This window comes from Collinsella sp. SGI.095, from assembly GCF_050314535.1.
GTDB lineage: Bacteria > Actinomycetota > Coriobacteriia > Coriobacteriales > Coriobacteriaceae > Collinsella.
Genome location: NZ_JBNPNG010000004.1, coordinates 30,352 through 52,267, shown reverse-complemented (window position 1 = coordinate 52,267; position 21,916 = coordinate 30,352). Strand labels below are relative to the sequence as shown.

19 protein-coding genes are annotated in these 21,916 nt (G+C 60.3%); 11 read left to right on the top strand and 8 right to left on the bottom strand.

The window, feature by feature from the left end; translation table 11 throughout:
- Positions 1-90: 90 nt before the first annotated feature.
- The 5 genes from ACQRCA_RS02535 to ACQRCA_RS02515 form a co-directional block, all read right to left on the bottom strand.
- Positions 91-753: a TetR/AcrR family transcriptional regulator gene (locus ACQRCA_RS02535; protein WP_427718241.1), complete on the bottom strand. Its 663-nt coding sequence runs from the start codon at positions 751-753 to the stop codon at positions 91-93.
- 74 nt (positions 754-827) lie between these two features.
- Positions 828-1,166, bottom strand: a complete 339-nt coding sequence (locus ACQRCA_RS02530) for a P-II family nitrogen regulator (protein WP_117629936.1) — start codon at positions 1,164-1,166, stop codon at positions 828-830.
- Between the two features lie 156 nt (positions 1,167-1,322).
- Positions 1,323-2,600: an ammonium transporter gene (locus ACQRCA_RS02525; protein ID WP_427718237.1), complete on the bottom strand. Its 1,278-nt coding sequence runs from the start codon at positions 2,598-2,600 to the stop codon at positions 1,323-1,325.
- Positions 2,601-2,798: 198 nt separating this feature from the next.
- Entirely contained in the window at positions 2,799-3,818 is a 1,020-nt protein-coding gene (locus tag ACQRCA_RS02520) for a putative ABC transporter permease (RefSeq protein ID WP_427718234.1), read from the bottom strand.
- Positions 3,819-3,821: 3 nt separating this feature from the next.
- Positions 3,822-4,358, bottom strand: coding sequence for an HD domain-containing protein (locus ACQRCA_RS02515; protein WP_427718231.1), 537 nt, complete (start codon positions 4,356-4,358; stop codon positions 3,822-3,824).
- Positions 4,359-4,585: 227 nt separating this feature from the next.
- Here ACQRCA_RS02515 and ACQRCA_RS02510 point away from each other — a divergent pair, with 227 nt between their 5' ends.
- The 6 genes from ACQRCA_RS02510 (at position 4,586) to ACQRCA_RS02485 (ending at position 11,338) form a co-directional block, all read left to right on the top strand.
- Complete coding sequence (locus tag ACQRCA_RS02510; RefSeq protein ID WP_427718229.1) at positions 4,586-6,367, top strand: 1-deoxy-D-xylulose-5-phosphate synthase; 1,782 nt, start codon at positions 4,586-4,588, stop codon at positions 6,365-6,367.
- A 649-nt stretch (positions 6,368-7,016) separates the two neighbouring features.
- A complete protein-coding gene (locus ACQRCA_RS02505) occupies positions 7,017-8,012 on the top strand; it encodes a glutamate ABC transporter substrate-binding protein (protein ID WP_427718227.1) in 996 nt (331 codons plus the stop codon).
- Between the two features lie 138 nt (positions 8,013-8,150).
- Positions 8,151-8,810: an amino acid ABC transporter permease gene (locus ACQRCA_RS02500; RefSeq protein ID WP_154514877.1), complete on the top strand. Its 660-nt coding sequence runs from the start codon at positions 8,151-8,153 to the stop codon at positions 8,808-8,810.
- On the top strand, positions 8,807-9,640 hold the full coding sequence (locus ACQRCA_RS02495) for an amino acid ABC transporter permease (RefSeq protein WP_373094275.1): 834 nt from the start codon (positions 8,807-8,809) through the stop codon (positions 9,638-9,640). The genes ACQRCA_RS02500 and ACQRCA_RS02495 overlap by 4 nt, the downstream gene beginning before the upstream one ends.
- Positions 9,641-9,676: 36 nt before the next feature.
- A complete protein-coding gene (locus ACQRCA_RS02490) occupies positions 9,677-10,441 on the top strand; it encodes an amino acid ABC transporter ATP-binding protein (RefSeq protein WP_022094659.1) in 765 nt (254 codons plus the stop codon).
- A gap of 87 nt (positions 10,442-10,528) precedes the next feature.
- Positions 10,529-11,338: a gamma-glutamyl-gamma-aminobutyrate hydrolase family protein gene (locus tag ACQRCA_RS02485; protein ID WP_427718223.1), complete on the top strand. Its 810-nt coding sequence runs from the start codon at positions 10,529-10,531 to the stop codon at positions 11,336-11,338.
- A gap of 71 nt (positions 11,339-11,409) precedes the next feature.
- Here the strand turns inward: ACQRCA_RS02485 and ACQRCA_RS02480 are convergent, their stop codons facing one another.
- Positions 11,410-13,290, bottom strand: coding sequence for a diguanylate cyclase (locus tag ACQRCA_RS02480; RefSeq protein ID WP_427718221.1), 1,881 nt, complete (start codon positions 13,288-13,290; stop codon positions 11,410-11,412).
- A gap of 211 nt (positions 13,291-13,501) precedes the next feature.
- Complete coding sequence (locus ACQRCA_RS02475; RefSeq protein ID WP_427718218.1) at positions 13,502-14,299, bottom strand: alpha/beta fold hydrolase; 798 nt, start codon at positions 14,297-14,299, stop codon at positions 13,502-13,504.
- 236 nt (positions 14,300-14,535) lie between these two features.
- Between ACQRCA_RS02475 and ACQRCA_RS02470 the strand changes: the two genes are divergently transcribed.
- From ACQRCA_RS02470 to ACQRCA_RS02460, 3 genes are all read left to right on the top strand, one after another.
- Entirely contained in the window at positions 14,536-15,312 is a 777-nt protein-coding gene (locus tag ACQRCA_RS02470; RefSeq protein ID WP_427718216.1) for a radical SAM protein, read from the top strand.
- A 168-nt stretch (positions 15,313-15,480) separates the two neighbouring features.
- A complete protein-coding gene (map, locus tag ACQRCA_RS02465; protein WP_427718214.1) occupies positions 15,481-16,368 on the top strand; it encodes a type I methionyl aminopeptidase in 888 nt (295 codons plus the stop codon).
- Positions 16,369-16,491: 123 nt separating this feature from the next.
- A complete protein-coding gene (locus ACQRCA_RS02460; RefSeq protein ID WP_427718211.1) occupies positions 16,492-17,433 on the top strand; it encodes a D-2-hydroxyacid dehydrogenase in 942 nt (313 codons plus the stop codon).
- A 243-nt stretch (positions 17,434-17,676) separates the two neighbouring features.
- Here ACQRCA_RS02460 and ACQRCA_RS02455 read toward each other — a convergent pair whose 3' ends face one another.
- The gene (locus ACQRCA_RS02455) at positions 17,677-19,062 is read right to left on the bottom strand and encodes a M18 family aminopeptidase (protein ID WP_427718208.1); all 1,386 of its coding nucleotides are present in this window, start codon (positions 19,060-19,062) and stop codon (positions 17,677-17,679) included.
- Positions 19,063-19,223: 161 nt separating this feature from the next.
- Between ACQRCA_RS02455 and ACQRCA_RS02450 the strand changes: the two genes are divergently transcribed.
- Both ACQRCA_RS02450 and ACQRCA_RS02445 read left to right on the top strand, forming a co-directional pair.
- A complete protein-coding gene (locus ACQRCA_RS02450) occupies positions 19,224-20,309 on the top strand; it encodes a carcinine hydrolase/isopenicillin-N N-acyltransferase family protein (protein ID WP_427718207.1) in 1,086 nt (361 codons plus the stop codon).
- 140 nt (positions 20,310-20,449) lie between these two features.
- Complete coding sequence (locus ACQRCA_RS02445; protein WP_154514896.1) at positions 20,450-21,529, top strand: 6-phosphofructokinase; 1,080 nt, start codon at positions 20,450-20,452, stop codon at positions 21,527-21,529.
- Positions 21,530-21,916: the final 387 nt, after the last annotated feature.

Sequence of the window (21,916 nt, the reverse complement as noted above, 5' to 3'; positions counted from 1 at the left end):
CCTATACATACCGCTAGTATGTATTTAATGACTTGAAAAGGGCAGCCGTGGCTACCCTTACAAATCAATTACATACCGTCAGTATCTATATTACCACCCGGCGTGGTCCCATACGTCCCAAATCTGGGCCGTTGTCTGGAGCACTTCATTACCCAAATCAAGCCCCACCGCGGCCGCCATCTGCGCCAAGCATTGCGCGCGAGCGAGCATTCGGTCCTTGGATTCAAGCGGACGGAACAGCGGCAGCAGCCAAAGATTCGCCAACAACGATACGGCCTCAGCTGCTTCGCGCGGGCATTTGCACGCAATGGAGCCGTCGGCGATGCCCTCCTCGATCACTGGCAAGAGATAGCCATCGGCCGACTCGTCGAACGAGCCCTGGTACTGCATCGCCAGTAGACGCGAGCTTTTTACCGGATCTGCCGCAGGATGCATGCGTGCCCATAGCTCAATTTGTGGAACGACAGACTCGGGCGCGTACAGTCGCTTAAGCTTTTGGGCTCCGGTCATATTGCCGATACCAAGCGTTGAGCGACGGCGCTCAACAATCGGAGCCATTGCCCGATCAAATGCGGCGTTGAAAATCTCCTCTTTGCTCTTAAAGTGATGATAGACAGCACCCTTGGTCATGCCATCGAGGCGGTCGACGATGTCTTGAATGCTCGTCCCCTCATAACCCTGTGCGCAGAATAGCTCCAGCGCCGCGTCGAGAATCTTCGCGACCGTCTCCTCGGGATATTTATTACGACCCATAATCCGTCCATCCGCAACGCAAGTCTTGTGCCTCATTGCAGCATTTTAACGTTGCGGATGGTAGGCGGTCGATTCTACACCGCGGCGGGGCCGTGTTCGCCGGTACGGATGCGGATGACCTCCTCGACCGGCTCGACCCAAATCTTGCCGTCACCGACGGCACCGGTGCGGGCGGCGTTGCAGATGATGTCGACAATGCCGTCAACATGCTCATCGGCGCAGATAAGGGTGAACTGCACCTTAGGGATCGTGTTGACAAGCAACTCGTTGCCGCGCACGTATTCCTTCCAGCCATGCTGCGCGCCGCAGCCCTGCACCTGGTTAATAGTCATGCCACGAACATCAGCAGCAAACAGCGCGTCTTTGAGAACCTCAAGCTTCTCGGCACGAACGATCGCCGTAATCTTCTTCATAGTGAATTCCTCTCTTTAATAAAGAAATGAACCGCTCATTCATGTGGCACGGGTTTTCCAGGTGCCCGAGATTGCCCCGAAAGAGGAGCGCCGCGTACTTCGGTACGCAAGCGACGGTTTGAGGGGCAAGGTCGGGTGCCTGGGAAAGCCGTGCTGCTAATCGAGCCCAGAGAACGAAGGATACGCGCTCTCGCCGTGCTGACTCGCATCCAGGCCCAGCGCCTCGTCTGCCTCGTCCACGCGCAGGCTGCCGCGGAACAGCGCCTTGACCACCGCAGCGATCACCAAGTCGAGCACCAGTACAAGAGCGACCGTCACCACAATGCCCAAAATCTGCGAGATGAGCAGCGACACGTCGCCCGTGTAGAACAGGCCGCCCTTACCGGTCCACGAGAGCTCCGGCACGCAGAACAGGCCCGTGAGCACGCCGCCCAAGATGCCGCCGATGCCGTGGCAGCCAAACGCGTCGAGCGCATCGTCGTAGCCAAACTTGGTCTTGAGATGGCTGATAGCCAGGTAGCAGACAGGTGATACGATCAGGCCCATGACCAGCGCCGCCCACGGCTCGACAAAGCCCGCACCCGGCGTGACCACCACAAGGCCCGCAACCAGACCGGTGCTGGCACCCACCAGCGTGGGGCGACCGGTATGCACGCGCTCGACGACAAGCCACGAGACCATGCCCGCCGCGCTGGCCGTCACGGTGTTGAGGATGGCGAGCGCGGCCACGGCGTCGGCCTTAAACTCGCTGCCGCCGTTAAAGCCAAACCAGCCAAACCAAAGCAGGCCGGCGCCCAGCGCCACAAACGGCACGTTATGCGGGCGGTAGCTCACCATGCCAAAGCCGCGACGACGGCCGAGCATTAAGCAGAGAATCAGGCCCGTGAGACCGGACGAGATGTGCACCACGTCGCCGCCCGCAAAGTCGAGCGCGCCGATGATGTCGCCGATAAAGGAACCCTCACCGCCCCAGACCATGTGGGCGAGCGGCGCATAGACCACGAGCAGCCAAATGCCCAGGAAGGCCGTCATGGCACCAAACTTAACGCGGCCGGCCAGGCTGCCCGTGACGATAGCAGCCGTGATCATGGCAAACGCCATTTGGAAGGTGATGTTGATGATTTGAGGGTAGACGGCACCGTCCGCAGCATTGCCCTCGGCCGCCTGCAGCACCTGGTTGAGCACCGGCAAGCACAGCAGCTGGTCAAGGCCTCCAATAAACGGGCTCGAGCCGTCGCCGCCGTAGGCCAGCGACCAGCCGGCAACAATCCACAGCACACCAACCAGACCAATGGCGCCAAAGCACATAAGCATGGTGTTGATGACATTTTTGCGCCTGGACAGGCCGCCATAGAAAAACGCCAGACCCGGTGTCATTAAAAACACGAGCATGGTGCAGATGAGCATAAACGTTGTCGATCCCGTATCGTACATTCGCTCCCCTTTGGTCGCATGAACGTTGTCGGCGCCCATAATGCGGCCGAGGGGCAACTGGTGTAGACCAGATACGGCGTTGTTAAACGCTGCGTTGTCGAATGGAAACGGTGCCGCAATCTTGGAAACGGCGCGGCAACGGACGCGAAACGAACGGGAAATACGCGAGCAAGAGAGCCGTGTGCGCACCCATCCCGGCTAGCGCCGAAACAGCTCGTGGGCGCGGTCGCGGAGATTAGTTGCTCGAATGACGCCCTCGTAGCGATTGATGCGCAAGCGCGGGAAAGCATTGAAGAAGCGCAGGTCGCGACGGCTGAGCGACACACTCGGCACCGGACGGCTCATGCGCTTACCGGCAAGGCGACGACTGAGCGACGGACGCGGCATGCTCGGCGCGGCATCGGCCACGCGGCGGGCGGCAAGCGCCAGGCCGCGAGCACCATCCGAGATAAACGTCGGCATCGAAGCCTTCTCACGAAGGGCATCGAGCGCCGCGTCGCCCAGCTCGGCCAGCCACGCGTTAACGGCGCGGCTACGGATATGCGTCTGCGCTACCGAGTCGATCGTCGAATCGGGAATACGTTCGAGCATGGAGTCGGACGCGTCGGCAAGCGACTCATTGATGCGGTCGGCAAGGTCGGCGCGCACACGCTCCAGCTGATCGGACAGGCGACGCCAACTGGCCAAAGAGAACACCGCGTCGACCATCATCGCAATCGCGACGATAAAGGCAGACAGCCGCACAATCAGCACCGGCAGATGGCCAAGCAGTCCCAGCAATGCCGGCTCCACTAAACGACAAATGCACAACGCGCCCAGGCCAAACGCGCAGGCCCAGTACAGGCAGATACGTCCGTGCAAGTTAAACGGCAGGTGCGAGTAGTCCCAAAAGCGTGCGCCTGTTGTCTTTTCCAATAGAAGGCCCACACTGTACTCGATTACGCTGCACACAAGCGCCGCGGCGACAAATTGGCTCGAGGCATCCGGAATCCCGCGCAGCAAAAGCCAGCAGGCTATGCCGCCCACACCATAGATAGGGCAACACGGCCCCAGCAAGAATCCGCTGTTGGCAAAGCGTCCTTGGTTGAGCATGGCGCAGACTGTCGACTCCCATGCCCAACCGCAAAACCCGTAAAAGGCAAACGAGAGCACCAGCGCCGAGAGCGGGCAGGCGGCAAGCGTCGCGCCGTCAAATGCCATGTCGATCGCGGTCCCCACCGTCTACCCTCTCCTCTTTTCGCTCGAATCTTCACTCACGCCATCGTCTGCCTCGTCCTTGCGCGGCAGACGGCCGGCAATCGTCTCGCGCAGAGCACACCATTTATCCGCCAGGCACACAATCCATGCCTCACGACACGTCGGCGGCACCGGCACCAGCGGAAACATATGCCGCACGATAATATTCCGCTCGCGCGACGTCAGCTCAAAATCTTCCTCCGCACGCGCCAGGGCAAAAAACGGATGCCGAAAGCCATGCAGCCGATGGCTTGGGTCGGGATCGTGCCAGTCATAAAGAAAGTAATCGTGCAGCAGGGCCCCGCGCAGCAACGAGGCGCGGTCGACCGAGACACCGACACGGCCCAAGCGCTCGGCAAAGGAAAGGCTCGCCCGCGCTACCGAAGTCACATGTGCATAGACCGTCACGTCGCCATGCTGGATAAACTCGTGCGTCAGGTCCAAGCGGCCCGCCTGGGCGAGCTGACGGGCGGCACAGTCGACCTCGTGCGCGATTTTCTCGGCACGAACGACATCGGACATGCTGCCTCCTTCCAGCGACTCACGGCGACAAGCCACAGCCTGCACGCATTGAATTAATCATCATCGAATCTACCAGTATGGCATCGGACAAAACGTTTTGCCCCACCAGTTGGCGAATTACCGCGCCGCCGTCACATATCAAACGCCAAAATGTGCGAGACTGTTTTGTGCAATTGTGCCGGCCGAAAGAGCGCCGGCGCTCGATTCGCATGGAGTAACCCACAACGATGCTGCTTACGCAAACGACAACGCCCGAGGACGTCAAGGCTCTCGACCGCGCCGAGCTTCCGCTGCTCTGCGGCGAGATCCGCCAGGCAATCCTCGAAAGCTCCGCCGCCGTCGGTGGGCACGTTGCCCCCAACCTGGGCGTCGTTGAGCTTACGGTTGCGCTTCATCGCGTGTTTAACTCCCCCATCGACAAGATTGTCTTTGACGTTTCGCACCAGACCTACGCCCACAAGGCGCTGACGGGGCGCGCGTACACCTATATCGATCCGGAGCGTTATGGTGAGGCTTCTGGCTTTGCCAATCCCGACGAGTCCGAGCACGACCTGTTTGCCATGGGCCATACCTCCACGTCGGTGAGCCTGGGCTGCGGCCTTGCCCACGCGCGCGACCTGGCGGGTGACGCGTACAACGTCATTACCGTTATTGGCGACGGCTCGCTTTCGGGCGGCCTGGCGTTTGAGGGCCTCAACAATGCCGCCGAGCTCGACAGCAACTTGATCATCATCGTCAACGATAACGACCAGTCCATCGCCGAAAACCATGGCGGCCTGTATCGCAATCTGGCCGAGCTGCGCGCCAGCAACGGCGCCTGTGAGCGCAACGTTTTCCGCGCGATGGGGCTCGACTACCGCTATCTGGACACCGGTAACGATGTGTTAGCCCTCGTCGACGCGCTGCAGGAACTACGCAATATCGATCATCCCATCGTGCTGCACGTCTCCACCGCCAAGGGCAAGGGCTTTGAGCCGGCCCAGAGCGACCCCGAGCGCTGGCACCATGTGGGTCCGTTTGACATGGCAACCGGGCGCAAGCTCTGCCCGGGCCATCCGAGCGAGCCTGCGCCGCGCACCTATGCCGACATTACGGGCGAGGCACTCAGCGCCGCCATCGAGCGCGATCCACAGGTCGTGGGCATCACGGCCGCCACGCCCTACATCATGGGCTTTACACCCGAGCTTCGCGCTGCCGCCGGCAAACAGTTCGTCGATGTGGGCATTGCCGAGGAGCACGCCGTGACCTTTGCCACCGCGCTTGCGCGCTCGGGCGCCAAGCCAGTCTTTGGTGTGTACGGCACGTTTTTGCAGCGCGCCTACGACGAGCTGTGGCACGACCTGTGCCTCAACGACACCCCCGCAACCATCCTGGTGTTTGGCGCGTCGATCTTTGGCACCACATCCGAGACGCACCTCTCGTTCTTTGATATATCCATGCTGGGCGGACTTCCCAACATGCGCTATCTGGCACCGGCCTGCATGGAGGAATACCTGTCCATGCTGAGCTGGTCGCTCGACCACCGCGAGCATCCCGTGGCGATCCGCGTTCCGGGCATTGGCCTGGTTAGCCGCCCCGATTTGGCGCCCGCCGAGGACACCGACTACAGCGCCGTTCGCTACGACGTGGTGCGTCAGGGCCGCGACGTTGCCGTGCTCGCGCTTGGCGATTTCTTTGAGCTGGGCGAGCGCGTGACAAACCGCTTGGCTGCCGAATACGGCATAGAGGCCACGCTCGTCAACCCGCGCTTTGCAACCGAGCTTGACCGCGAGTCTCTCGATGGCCTTGCCGCCGAGCATCGCGTTGTCGTCACCCTCGAGGACGGCATCTTGGACGGTGGCTGGGGCGAGCGCGTCGCGTGCTACTTGTCCTGCACGCCCGTGCGCACGCGCACCTTTGGTATCGCCAAGGGCTTTCCCGACCGCTACGATCCCAACGAGTTGCTTGCTCAGAACGGCATGACGATTGAGAACATGGCCGCCGAAGCAGTACGCCTGCTGAACGAGTAGAAAAACCTCCGCAAGGGAAGCACCCCTGCGGAGGTTTTTATTTTCCCAACTCAATTGTCTCGATCTGTAACACCTAGAGGACAAATCCTTGCCCAATTGTTACAGATCTAGACAAACCGTCTTTGCCCCTGTTGTTTGTCTCAATCTGTAACAGATAGAGACCTTTTGTCCGTCCAGATGTTACAGATCGAGACACTCAAATCCCCCTAAAGAGAAAATCTCAATCTGTAACAGTTACTCGGCAAAAATGGCTGCAGATGTTACAGATTGAGACAAAACATCGAGGCAGGCCGCCACATCTGCAAGAATCACCACAAAGGTGCCCGTCCCCTTTGTGGTAGTTTTAAGTCATGGTCGGCGCGAAAAACGAATAACCGTTCATACGCGATCTCCTTACTTATATATGTCGCGTTGCCGCCATTATAGCGACCGCCGCGAGCGACCATGCTGTCCGCAAAACGCTATCTCAGCTGTAATAATCGACGTTTGCCCAGATAAAACCTGCCAAAATAAACCTGTCCCTTTTTGGTAGGTAGAATTACCCATAAGGTAAGTATGTTTCTGAGTTATTTCGTGTTGACCCATTTGAGCGCGATAGGGTATAACTCTATTCAACCGCTAGGGATTTTATTGAGAAAGGTGTTCTACCATGAGCAAGAACCTCTCCCAGCAGGTCGTTCTCGACCGTCGCGGCTTCATCGCCGCCACCTTTGCAACCGTCGCCGGCCTTGGTCTTGCCGGCTGCTCCGACACCAGCGCCGAGGCCGACAAGGGTTCCGCCGCCGGCTCCTCCAAGAGCCCCGAGGACACCGAGGCTTCCACCACGCTCGATGCCAAGGCATTCGACAAGCTCGTCGACAACGGCCCCAAGGCCGATGACGACGCCATCGCCGCCAGCACCTGGGCCACGGCCGTCAAGGACGCCGGCGTCTTTAAGATCGGTGGCGTTCAGACCTCCACGCTCTTCTCCCTCCTCAACGAGAAAGACGGCAAGACCCGTGGCTTCGACGCCGGCATCGCGCAGCTCCTGTCCAACTACATTCTGGGCGAGAACAAGGTCGAAATCACCCAGGTGACCTCGGACACGCGTGAGTCCGTCCTGCAGAACGGCCAGGTCGACGCCGTCTTTGCCACCTACACTATTACCGATGAGCGCAAGAAGCTTGTCTCCTTTGCCGGTCCCTACTACTACACCCAGCAGGCTATCCTGGTGCTCGCCGACAACGACGACATCAAGAGCGTCGACGACCTGGCCGACAAGAACGTCGCCGTCCAGTCCGGCTCCAACGGCCCCGCCATCCTGGAGGAGTTCGCCCCCAAGGCCAGCCAGCAGGAGTTCAAGACCGACGAGGAGGCCCGTCAGGCACTTCAGCAGGGCCGCGTTGACGCCTACGTCATCGACAACAACATGCAGCAGAGCGCCCTGGTCCGCGAGCCCGGTAAGTACAAGATCGCCGGCAAGCCCTTCGGCAGCAAAGAGCCCTACGGCATCGGCCTGCCGCTCGATTCCGACGGCGTCGCCTTTGTCAACGACTTCCTTAAGAAGATCGAGGACGATGGCACCTGGACCGAGCTGTGGCAGATCTGCATCGGCGATCGCACGGGCGACACCAACGTTCCCGAGCTGCCCGAGATCGGCGCCTAGACAGCGAGCCCAGTAACGGCCGCTACGAAACCATACGGAAACGCACGATGCGCTTTATTGCGCTAAACTGTTTCCACACTGAGTTGTCGGGGCTTCCGTACACACGGGAGCCCCTTTCCTTATCGGCGGGAGGTCCGCATGAGTCTCTCCGAGCTCTGGTCGCTCTATGGCCAGAACTATATCGACGCGCTGCTAGCAACCTGGGGCATGACGCTTGAGTCGTTTGCCATCGCCATGGTGCTGGCCGTCGCTGTCACCGTGATGCGCGTGTCGCCGCTCAAGCCGCTGCGCATTTTTGGCGACCTGTATGTTCAGGTCTTCCGTAACATCCCCGGCATCGCGCTGCTTATCATCGTCGTCTATGCGCTGCCGCCGCTCAAGGTCGTCCTGCCCTACCGCACCTGCGTTATCGTCGCCACGGTCCTTTTGGGCTCGGCCTTTGGCTCCGAGAACTTTATGAGCGGCATCAACACCGTCGGCGTCGGCCAGGTGGAAGCCGCGCGCTCGCTCGGCATGAGCTTCAGCCGCATCCTCGCCAAGATCGTGATTCCGCAGGCGCTGCGCTCGAGCGTGCTGCCCATGACCAACCTCTTTATCGCCGTCATGCTCACCACCGCACTCGGCAGCCAGGTACCGCTTCAACCGCAGGAGCTCACCGGCGTGGTGAGCTACATCAACACGCGCTCGCTCGGCGGCGTCGCCGCGTTCTTTATCTCGGCGCTCGGCTACCTGGGCACGGCCTTTGTGGTGAGCCACATTGGCAACTACATCGATAAGAAGGTGAGGATCCTCCGATGAGCAAGCATTCCACCTCCGCTCTCACCATGCGCGATGCGCTTTACGAGGCTCCCGGCCCCAAGATGCGCGCCAAGATTCGCATCGGCACCGCTATCTCGCTTGTTGCCGTCGCCGCGCTCGCCGTCCTCGTGTTGCAGCGCTTTTATGTGACCGGTCAGCTTTCGGTCCACTATTGGTATTTCTTTACGCACCTCACCACCTGGAAGTTCCTGCTTGCCGGCTTTGAGGGCACCGTTAAAGTCGCACTCACCGCTGGCGCCATCGCGCTGGTGTTGGGCCTAGCCCTTATGCTCGGCCGCACCAGCGACATTAAGCCGCTGCAGCTGGTCTGCCGCGTGCTCACCGATTTCTTCCGCGGTGTGCCGAGCCTGCTGTTCATCTACTTCTTCTTTTTGGTGCTGCCTCAGTACAAAATTGCGCTGCCGTCGTTTTGGATGCTCACGCTCCCCGTCGCGCTCGCTGCAGCCGGCGTGCTGGCCGAGATCTTTCGCGCGGGCGTCAACGCCGTGCCGCGCGGGCAGGTCGAGGCAGCTCAAGCGCTCGGTCTCTCCAAAGCTAAAATCACCTTTAAAATCGTGCTGCCGCAGGCGATTCGGTTTATCATTCCGTCGTTGATTTCGCAGCTTGTGGTCGTAGTCAAAGACACCACCGTCGCTTACGTGGTGAGCTACCCCGACCTCATGCAAAATGCCCGCGTGCTCATTACCAACTATGACGCCCTCGTGTCGGTCTACCTGGTAATCGCGGTCATCTACATCCTCATCAACGTCGCGATCAACAAGGCCGCTGTCTACGTTTCGCACAAGACCGGCGCGACCATCATCCGCTAACGCTTTACCATTTCCAGTCATAAGGAGCCGAGCACCATGGCACAGAGCACCTCTTCCACCGGCAATCAGCCGCTGATCGAGCTCAGGCACGTCGATAAGCACTATGGCGATCTGCACGTCCTCAACGACATCAATCTCTCGGTCGACCGCGGCGAGGTCGTCGTCGTGATCGGCCCCTCGGGCTCGGGCAAGTCGACCATGTGCCGAACCATCAACCGCTTGGAAACCATCGACTCGGGCGAGATCCTCATCGAGGGCGAGCCCCTGCCGCAGGAAGGCAAGGACCTTGCCCGTATGCGTGCCGAGCTGGGCATGGTGTTTCAGCAGTTCAACCTGTTCGCACATATGACGGTGCTGCAGAACGTCATGCTGGGACCGGTCGACGTGCTGGGCGTCTCCAAGGACGAGGCCCGCGAGCGCGCCATGGACCTGCTGGGCCGCGTGGGCGTTGCCGAACAGGCCGATAAGGTGCCCGCACAGCTCTCGGGCGGCCAGCAGCAGCGCGTAGCCATCGCCCGCTCGCTTGCCATGCAACCCAAGGCCATGCTTTTTGATGAGCCCACGAGCGCCCTTGACCCCGAGATGATCAACGAGGTGCTCGAGGTCATGGTCCGTCTGGCCCAGCAGGGCATGACGATGATCGTCATTACGCACGAGATGAACTTTGCCCGCCGCGTGGCCGATCGCGTCGTGTTTATGGCCGACGGCCAAATCGTGGAAACCGGCACGCCCGACGAGTTCTTCGACCACCCCCAGACCAAGCGCGCCCAGGACTTCCTCAACTCCATCAAGGGCCACTAACCAGCAACCCCGTGGGACAAATCCATTGAAAGTGTTGTCCCACGTCTCTCATGCGCCCTGTCACCTTCAGATTCGAAAGCAGCACCTATGATCGGAACCCGTACTTCCTCGTCCTATACCCCGCACGTCGACGTTGCCCCCGCCGACCGCCCGCTCATCCTGGTGGCGCCGCGTTGGGAAGAGGCAAAGCCGTTTTTAAGCGAGACGCTCTCCCCCAACGAGGAAATCGCCAGTGTTTTTGTCGATGCCATCCTTGCCGCCGGCGGCCTGCCGCTGCAGATGTCCATCACCGAGGACATTGAGGTCATCCGTCATTACGTCGATATCGCCGACGGCATCGCCATTCCCGGCGGCCCCGATGTCAATCCCAAACGTTGGGGCGATGATCGACCCTACGACCCCACCCTCTGCTGCGAGATCCGCGATAGCTTTGAGTTTAAGCTGGTCGACGAGGTGCTCCGCGCCAAAAAGCCGCTCTTTACCACCTGCCGCGGCACGCAGCTGCTCAACGTCGCCACTGGCGGCACCCTGTGCATGGACGTACCGAGCCTGGGCGCGCGCGAGGGCCGCACGCAGTGGCGCCATACCCACGTGCTCAACGACCCTGTGCATCCCGTCGAGGTCGTGCCGGGCTCGCTTCTGGAGCGCGCGGTTGGCGGGCACAGGCTGATCCAGACCAACTCCGCACACCACTGCTGCGTCGAGCGTCTGGGTAAGAGCACGCGCTTGGTCGCCAAGGCAACCGACGGCGTTCCCGAGTGCATCGAGGTCGAAGGCCAGCCTTTCTGCCTGGGTGTGCAATGGCATCCCGAGTACACCTGGCAGACGCTCGAGACCGACTTTAACCTGTGGAAGTCGTTTGTCGAGGCGGCGGCCAAGGTAAAGCAGGCCCGCTAGTTCGCGAACCGCACAACAGATAAGGACGCCCCGCCGGCCACATGGTCCGACGGGGCGTCCCTTTGCCTAGCTTAAACCGAAGGGAACGCGACAACGTCCGCAGGGCGCTCCAGCGTCTCGGCAATGCGATCGCGCACTTCGAGCAGACACTCGATAAGCAGCGGATTGAAAGCGCCGCACTCACCGTCCAAAATCATCCGAATCGCCTCTTCTTGCGAAATGGCGTCCTTGTACACACGCACGCTCGTCAACGCATCGTACACATCGGCCACCGAGACCACCTGAGCGGCAATGGGGATATCGTCGCCCTTAAGACCGTCAGGATAGCCCGTACCATCCCAACGTTCATGATGCCAGCGGGCGATTTGGTACGCATAGTCCAAAAGGGCACTTCCTTCATGGTTTCTGCCCAGATTGCGCAGCATGTCGGCGCCAATGGTAGTATGCGTCTTCATTATTTCAAACTCTTCGGGCGTCAGACGTCCGGGCTTGTTGAGAATCGCATCGTCGATCGACATCTTGCCGATATCGTGCAGCGCCGACGCCAACGCAATCGAAGAACGCTCCTCGTTGCCAAGAGAGTACTTGTCGCTCCGTCGCGCCAAGTCGCCAAGCAGCAGCTCAGTCAACTTCTCGATATGCGTGACATGCCTGCCGCTTTCGCCATTACGGACTTCCATGACGCTCGCCATGATGTCGACGAGTATACGGCTGTTATTGACGCGCGCATTGTACTGCTGCGACAGCAGACTCGTCAGACGACGCTGTTTGGCATACAGTCGAATAATATTGTTGACGCGACGACGCACAATGCGGTCATCGAACGGGCGACTGATATAGTCCGAGGCGCCCAAATCGTAAGCACGTAACACCACGTCGTCGGTGTCTTCGCTCGAGATCACAATAACAGGTAGGCTATCGAGGGCTGCCTGACGCGAAAGCTCGGCCAGTACCTCACAGCCGCTCATGTCCGACATGACAATATCGAGCAGCACGAGGGACAGGTCGCCACCATAACGGTCAACCGCATCGAGCGTGGCGCGACCGCTATCGGCTTCTAGAATGCGATAGTCGTCCTTGAGCATCTCACCGAGGATGGACCGGCTCACTTTGGAATCGTCGGCAATCAGCACCAGGGGCTTTTGGCTTTGGAAGGCCTCGATGGAATCGGCATCGGTCACGACCGTACCGGCTTTTGTCTTAGCGTGGCTCAGTAACTGGACAGCGCGGCCAACGCCCTCATCGACTGTCTCGCCATGAATGCGAACGCCACCAACACATGCCGTCAAGCTCACGTACTCATGGCCCGGAATAATCGTGGCATGAACGGCATCGGATACCTGATGCAGGCGACGGGTGAAGTCATCGGAGGGAATATTGGGCATGACGACCACAAACTTGTCGCAGCCATAGCGCACAAGCTCGTCAGTCGAACGGATTCCGCTGCGTATGGCTGTCGCCACAGCACCGAGCGCAAGGTCGCCGGCATGACGGCCACACGTATCATTGACGACCCTAAAATCATCAAGGTCGATCATCGCAACGCCGGCATTCATGCGGGCGCTACGGAGCTTTTCCTCGTAATATCGGCGATTGCGCACGCCCGTCAGCACGTCGGTGTAGACAAGGTCCTCTTCTGTGGCCTCTTGCTCATCAATCGGACGCACCATCAGCAAGACGTGAGGCTCACCCTCGACCTTTAGAGGGCGCAGACGGGCGCGGTACTCAACACCATCGTTGAGCAGTTGCTCCGACACCTCACCCGAATCTGCCAAGGCCTCAAGACTCGACTGACGCAGACAAGGGCAGCGATCGCCGGCGAGCAAGCAGTTAGGCTCGCTCTTAATCTGATCGGCCGACAGCAAACGCACCACGGGGTAGGTCTTCGCGACGCGGGCGACCTCAGCGGCAGCCTCCTCGTCGGTTAGATTGGCCTCGTGATTATTGAGCATATGGGGCCCTTTCTATCGTCACGCACGGCAACGGCGCATATCAAATGATACAAGGGTATCATCTAACAGCTGCAGGCAAATGCGCGATTATCGTTGCATTTTTATGACCTGGCAAACAGCGGTAATGGAGCCGCGGGCGCGCGGTTATGGGCACATTCGTTAACAATGACGAAACGCCAACAGTCCCCCCCCCCGCAGGTCATCGAGCGCGCTAACGCTCCAAGACATCGCGAACGGCGTTTGCCGCCGTAACGGGACGATCGCGCAGACCGTTATGCGCGCCCGGGATCGTCACGAGGGGGCAATCGAGATATTCGGCAGCCGCTCGCGTACCAGCCTCGCGGGGCGTACCGACCGAAAGCTCGCCGAGAAGCACAGCAGCAACGGACTTCGATGCGCGGACACTATCCCAATTGGGAACGTAAGTCATATTTGTTCCGTATTCATTGGCCATGAAGCAACGACCATTGCGCAGGGCATGTTTGGCTTCCGCTTCGGTCGTCCCAGGAGCCTCGGGGTCCAAGTCGCCGAGGGCTCCCAAGAAAAGCCGGAGTGCCCTTGAAACCTTTCCAGCCGCAATCATATCGAGCAAAACCGGAGCTGCGCCCATGCCGACGCCTTCGGCCGACACAGCCGGCTCATGCAGAATCGCACGGGCGACGAGATGGGGTTCGGTGCGAAGAAGCTCCAGCGCCACCAACGTACCGGCGCTATGCGCAAGCACATTTGTCGAAGCGCCAACGTGTTCGATCACGGCCTGCAGGTCGGCGGCCTGAGTGGAAAGATCATAGCTGCCGTCTGCCGCTTCGCTGCTGCCACCACAGCCGCGGCGGTCGTAGGCAATTACGCGGTAGCCACAGGCGAGCTCGCGGGCGATGCCGTCAAAAAATGTGCCGTCGACGCACGCACCGTGCACGCACACCAAGGCGGGCGCATCGGACGATACATCCGGGCCGGCATACTCGCGGCAGGCAATCGTGGTGCCCGCATTCTCGACCGTAAAATCCATGTTGTGATCCTATCGTCAACGCCATCAGGCCGCACCGAGGTGCGACTTGGATAGTCTGGCGCCATGTTGCGCATACTTAAGTGCGTTTACTGTACCCGACTCGCACCCTTTCATGATAGGGTTCCGAAAACTCACCAGGCTGCACAGTTTCGGCTTAGACAACAGTGTCCAGACCCGCGATTGGCACGGGGGCCAATGCTATGCTTAAGTACAACTGTCCCGAGGAGCATATGCCTATGTCTACGTTTTTGAATGCCAGCCCCATCTTTGGGCCCGTCCGCAGCCGACGCCTTGGACTCTCGCTCGGCGTCAACATGATGCCTGCCAGCGGCAAGATTTGCACCTTTGACTGCATGTACTGCGAAAACGGCCTCAACGCCGAGCGCCCCTGCCATGAGCCGTGCAACACAGCCGCCGTAGTACTCGACGCGCTCGAAGCAAAGCTGCGCGAGATGGCAGCCGAGGGCGAGCTCCCCGATGTGATCACCTTCGCAGGCAACGGCGAGCCCACTGCCGCACCGGAGTTTCCGCAGGCCATCGCCGGTGCCGTCGCGCTGCGCGACGAGCTTGCCCCAAACACCAAGATCGCCGTGCTTTCCAACGGCACGCGCGCCGACCGTCCCCAGGTGCATGATGCGCTCATGATGGTCGACGACAACATCCTCAAGCTCGATACGGTCGATCCGGCATTTATCCAGCTGCTCGACCAGCCCGTTGGTCCCTACGACGTCGAGCACCAGATCGAGACGTTCGCGAGCTTTGATGGCCACGTTATTATCCAGACGCTATTCCTAACCGGCGAGTACCAAGGCAAGTCTATTGACAACACGGGCGACGAATACGTCGGCCCCTGGCTCGCGGCGCTTGAGCGCATTCGCCCACAAGAAGCGACCATCTACACGGTGGCGCGCGAGACACCGATCGCCGGCCTTGCTAAAGCGGCTCCCGAGGCGCTCGACGCGATTGCCGCACGCGTGCGCGCCCTCGGCATCCCCTGCCAGGTGAGTTACTAGCACCCGTCTGCCCAAGAGCAGCTAATTTGGGACGGGGCTTTTTTGACTGCTTTTGGGAGCGATATGGCGGCGCAAGGCCGCGCGGACAAAAGCAGTCAAAAAAGCCCCGTCCCAAATTAGCTGCTCTGCGGGTGGGCTATACTAGCTGCGGATGAAAGGAAGTTAGCTATGTATGACAAAGGACCCGTACCCGGCCGCAACGACGCTTGCTGGTGCGGCAGCGGCAAAAAATACAAGAAATGTCACAGCTCCTTTGATGAGCGCCTCGAGCGCCTGTGGGAAGAGGGCTGGAACGTCCTGCCCCGCACGCTCTATAAGACGCCTGCCGATATCGAGGGCATCAAGCGCTCGGCCGCCATCAACGTGGGCGTGCTCGATTATGTGGGTGAGCATATCACCGCGGGCATGACCACCAACCAGATCGACCAGATGATCTACGACTACACCGTCGAGCATGGTGGAACGCCGGCCGACCTCAACTACGAGGGCTACCCCAAGAGCGTGTGTACCTCGATCAATGACGTAGTCTGCCACGGCATTCCCTGCGATACGGACGTACTGCACGAGGGCGACATCATCAACGTGGACTGCTCAACGATCTTAGACGGCTATTTTAGCGACTCGAGCCGCATGTTCTGCATCGGCAAGGTCTCGGCCGAGCGCCAGCGCTTGGTCGACGTCACCCGCGCCAGCGTGGAGGCGGGTCTGGCAGCCGTCAAGCCATGGCTGCCGCTCTCCGTGATGGCCGAGGCCGTACAAAAGACGGTCGAGGACGCCGGTTTTAGCGTGGTGCGCGAGTACGGCGGACACGGCATTGGCAAGGAGTTCCACGAGGACCCGTTTGTGGGCTTTACCACCGAGGCGCCCGACGTGGACACTATCATGGTTCCGGGCATGGTCTTTACTATCGAGCCCATGGTCAACGCCGGAGCACCCGACATTAAGATTAGCAAGGGCGATGGGTGGTGCGTGCGCACCAAGGACGGCAGCGACTCGGCCCAGTGCGAGGTACAGCTCGTGGTGACCGAGGACGGCTACGATCTGCTGAGCTGGTAGCCGTAGATGCGCCGGATGCTGGCGGGCACGCTCGTCTTGCCTCCGGCGTTTTATTTGAACGTTTTGCCAGATAAAACCTGCCAAAATAAACCTGTCCCTTTTTGGCAGGTTGAGCGGAGAGGAATGCTTGTGAACATCCTGGTTTTGCTGCCCGTCAACGACCGCCATCGTGCAATTCTTGAGTCGAGCGCTCCGGGCGAGGATTTTATCTACACGAGCGCCGGCGACATCACGCGCGAACAGGTCGCCGATGCCGACGTGATCCTGGGCAACATCGACCCTGACATGCTCACGGCATGCGACCATCTCCAGCTGTTGCAATTGCAGACCGCCGGCTATGACGACTACCTTGCCGCCGGCACCGTGCCAGCTGAAGCCAAGCTGTCTTGCTCGATCGGCGCCTACGGTCAGGCCGTGAGCGAGCACATGTTTGCCATGGTCCTTTCCATGATGAAGCGCCTGCCCGGCTATCACGACTTGCAGCGCGAGCATCGCTGGGAGGATTTGGGGCCGGTCACCTCGCTCAAAAACGCCAACGTGCTGGTGCTGGGCGCAGGCGATATCGGTGGCCACTTTGCCACGCTCTGCCGCAGCATGGGTGCGCATGTCCGCGGCATCAAGCGCCATCCGCTCGTCTACCCCATTGTGTTTGAGGACATGGACGGCATGGATGCCCTGTCTGAGCGCCTGGCAGAGGCCGACATCGTCGCATCCTTTATGCCCAGCACGCCCGAGACCCGCGGTCTGGCGAACGCCGAGTTCTTCGCCGCGATGAAACCGGGCGCGTTCTTTGCCAACGGCGGCCGCGGCGATCTTGTGGTCGCCGACGACCTGGTTGCCGCTCTGGAATCGGGGCATCTCGCCGGCGCCGCGGTCGACGTCACCGATCCCGAGCCGCTGCCCGCCACAAGCCCGCTGTGGGATGCACCCAACATGCTCATCACGCCGCACGTCTCCGGCTGGTTTCACTTGGAGGCTACGCTCAACAATGTGGTCGACATTGCCGCGGAGAATCTGCGTCACCTGCTGGCCGGCGAAACTTTACGTTGTTGGATTGAGCATTAGATTGTTCCGGCGTTTTACCAATCTGCCGTTCAATTTCAAAGGCGCGACCAGAAGGTCAGCACCTTTTCATTTCACGGCACCTTGGCTCAAACGGCGGGCTCTCGCTGACTTTTGCTCTCCCTGCGGCGGTTTCGCTGGCGTCGGCTTCATCTGCAAGCCTTAGCAGCTCCGTCTTACCGTTGACATTGCGGCATTTGCCCAGATAAAACCTGCCAAAATAAACCCGTCCTTTTTTGGCAGGTTTTAGAGCTCCACACTTTCGGCACCGTTGATGTTTAGGTCGCGCTCGTAGAAAGCCGTGAGGGCACGGATCGCGTACATCACGTCGCGCACGCCACCGGTCTCGTAGCTCGAGTGCATGGCCAGCTGCGGCAGGCCCACGTCCACGGCGTGCATGCTCGCCTGCATATTGGACAGATTGCCGAGCGTGGAGCCACCCGCCATATCGCTCTTGTTGGCAAAGGCTTGCGTGGGCACGTCTGCGTCATCGCAGATGGCCTGGAACACTGCGCGGCTAAAGGCATCGGTGCAGTAGTGCTGGTTGGCGGCTTCCTTGATGACGATACCGCCGTTGAGCACGACCTGGTTGTAGGCATCGCACTTTTCGGCGTGGTTGGGATGCACGGCGTGCGCGTTGTCGCAGCTCACGAGCATCGAGGCGGCAAGCGCACGGTGGTACGACTCGTCATCAAAGCCCAGCGACCCGTTAATGCGACGCAACGCATCGGCCAAGAACGTCGACATGGCGCCCTGCTTGGTCTCGGAGCCAACCTCCTCGTTGTCGAAGCAGCAAAAGACCGAGATGTCATGCGCATTCTCGGCGCCCAAAAATGCCTGCAGCGAGGTGTAGGCGCAGGCTAGGTCGTCGAGCTTGGGCGTCGAGATAAACTCGTCGGCCCAGCCCCAAATGCGCGCGTCCTGACGATTGACCAGGAACAGATCGCGGCCCAGAATCTGCTCGGGCTCGACGTCCAGTTCGTCGGCGATCAGAGCATCAAAGTCGCCCTGCTTAAGCTCGCCGGCGCTGATGAGCGGGCACAGGTCGACAGCGCGGTTGGGTGCAAAGCCCTCATTGACGCCACGGTTCATATGGATAGCAAGGCTCGGAATGATAGCGACCTCGCGCTCGGTGGCAAGCAGGCGGCTCTCAATACGGTCGCCCTCGCGCACCAGCACGCGTCCAGCCAGCGCCAACGGGCGATCGAACCAGGTGTAGTCGATCATGCCGCCGTAGGCCTCGGTGTTCAGGCGCAGCGTCTCGCCCGCGCCGTCAAGCTCGGGCACGGCCTTGACCTTAAACGTCGGAGAATCGCTGTGCGACGCCGTGAGCTGAAAATGATAGTCGCCGGCAACGCCGTCCTCGCCCCACGTCGCGGCCAGGTCCTCGCCCACCTTAAAGGCGATAACGCTCGAGGTGTTGCGCTGCGTGTAATAACGCCCGCCCGGCTCGATGTCCCACGCCGCATTCTCGGGCAGGTAGGTAAAGCCCGCCTCGTCGAGCTCGGCCATAATGGTCGCCGCCGTATGGAACATGCTGGGGCACGCCTCGATAAAGTCGATAAGGTCGTTGGCGGCCTCGATATCGTCGGCCGTCACATGCGCGCGTTCGGGCGTTTCCTGATCCGTCATGCTCTCCCCTTTCGCTGGGTTGATGGTCCCCTCCAGCATACCCCGCCACGCCAGCGCCGCACTCTTCATTCCATGTTTAATCCCGTGCCACTCACCAGGTTGAGCCATCATGCCCGCGCTCCTTTTGCGATAATTACGCCAACAGGACGAGAGGAGCCGTCATGAAGCCACGTAACATTGCCATCGCCTGCGGTGTCGCGGGAGTCGCCGTCGGCCTTGCCGCTGCCACCGGTATCCTTTACCGCAAGCAAATCAAGTCCGCCGCGTCGCTCAAACGCTTGACCGGCTACGCGGATGGCTATGACCTGTACGCAATCGACATCGCCTACGACTACGATCTTGATCGCATCATCGCCGCTGGCGTGCGCGACGACCAGGCCTACATCGATGCCGTGGTGGCGCAGGTGCTGCCCGGTGTGCCGGCACATGTCCAGGCTCCCCAGTTTGCCTGCAGCGCTTTTGTCGCCGTAGATGCCGAAGGCCGCGTGCGCACCGGTCGCAATTACGACTTTAAGGACGACACCTCGGCGCTGCTGGTGCGCAATCACCCACGCGGCGGCTATGCCTCCATCGGGTTTGCCGCCCTTAACAACCTGGGCGATAACACTCCGCTTGACTCCGTCGCCGGACGCGCCGCCGCACTCATGGGTCCGTTTGCCCAGCTCGACGGTGTTAACGAATGCGGCGTGTCCGTTGCCGTACTCACCCTGGATTCCAAGCCCTGTGACCAGGACACGCAACGCCCTGTCATCAATACCTCGCTCGCCATCCGTCTGGTACTCGACCGTGCCGCCACCACACAAGAAGCTGTCGACCTGCTTTCCGCCTACGATATGCACGCCATGGCAGGACGCGATTATCACTTCTTTATCAACGACGCCACCGGTGACGCGCGCGTAGTAGAGTGGGATCCGCACGATCCGGACCGCGCTTTCAAAGCGACTCCTGTACGCCAGGTTACGAACTTCTACCCCTGCTATGGCGACGAAGTGCTGCCCAACCAAAAGAACGGCGAGCTGGGCCATGGTAAAGAGCGCGCCGTCGCAATTGCCGATGTCCTTGACGCCCATGTCGGTGCCCAGGACGAAACGATTGCCTGGGAAGCCCTGCGCGCCGCAGCGCAAGAGCCCAAACAGGGAGACATCACCAGCAATACGCAATGGTCGGTCGTCTTTGACAATACCGAACCCGCCGCCGCTATTACGCTGCGCCGCCACTGGGGCGACGTCGACGCCTTCGCACTGTAAGGAGCCAGGCCCGTCGACCTTACGCTCGCCTGACGTTGTTTACATTTCTATACGCTTGAGCTAACACGTTTTACCCCCGTATCAACAGTGTGCGGGGGTAAACTTATGCGCATGTTATAACTTGCCCGGAAGGATTCATCATGCTTAGGATCGGTCTTCTTACCAGTGGCGGCGACTGTCAGGCGCTCAACGCCACCATGCGCGGCATCGTCAAAACGCTTATGACCAATAGCGAAGAACCTATCGAGATCTATGGTTTTGAGGACGGCTACCAGGGCCTTATCTACAGCAGGTTCCGCGTCATGACGCCCGCCGATTTTAGCGGCATCCTTACCCGCGGCGGCACCATTTTGGGCACGAGCCGCACGCCGTTCAAGCGCCTGGACATTCCCGAGGCCGACGGTGTCGAGAAGGTGCCTGCGATGGTCCACACCTATCACAAGCTGCAACTCGACTGCCTGTTTATGCTGGGCGGCAACGGCTCCACCAAGACTGCCAACCGCCTGCGCGAAGAGGGCCTCAACGTTATCGCTCTGCCCAAGACCATCGATAACGACACCTGGGGCACCGAAATGACGTTTGGCTTTACGAGCGCCATCGACGTCGCCACCAAGTGCATCGACGACATCCACACCACCGCCTCGAGTCACGGCCGCGTGTTCGTTATCGAGATCATGGGCCACAAGGTTGGCTGGATCCCGCTGTACGCCGGCGTCGCGGGCGGCGCGGACGTCATCCTGATTCCCGAGATTCCCTACGACATGGGTAACGTCATCAAGACCATCGAGCATCGCATGGAGACCGGCAGCCGCTTTACGATCGTGGCCGTCGCCGAGGGCGCTATCTCCAAGGAGGACGCGGCGCTGCCCAAGAAGGAGTACAAGAAGAAGCTCGCCGAGCGCACGAGTCCGTCGATTGTCTACGACATTGCCAAGGAAATCGAGGCCAAGACCGGTCGCGAGACCCGCGTCGCCATCCCCGGCCACACGCAGCGCGGCGGTCAGCCCGACGCCCAGGACCGCATCTTTGCGACCCAGTGCGGCGTTGAGGCGGCACTGGGCTGCCTACGCGGCGAGTTTGGCTACATGATTGCCCTGCGTGACGGCAAGATGTGCCACATGCCGCTCGAGGAGGTCGCCGGCAAGCTCAAGTTTGTCGATCCCCAGAGCGACCTGGTACGCGAGGCCAAGGCGCTGGGCATCAGCTTCGGCGACGAATAGCCTCGGCCGAAATCCATCCCATCGGGCCCTCCGACCCCGCCCGACGTATTTCGATTTGGCTCCTCCCTTGACTCCGTCAAAGGTCGCTAATCGAAATCGTCGGTCGGGGTCGGAGGGCCCTGCGTTTACATACTCGCCGAGGCTATTCGTCTTCTTGCTGCGGGTGCCTAGGGCAGGAGGCGCCGTGCATTTTTGGGAGTTTTCAGCAGCCGAGGGTGCCTGCATACTGAATTTTGGGCGAAAGGCAGGCGCCATGGGCCGCATCTTGTAAAAACGAGCGGCTCTTGAGGCGTTGGGAGCTCAGAATCAGGGCTTTCAGCGCAGTTTTGTGCGCCCGCTCCCATACTCGTGGACTCCGGAATGCTGAATTCTCCGGAATTTGCACGC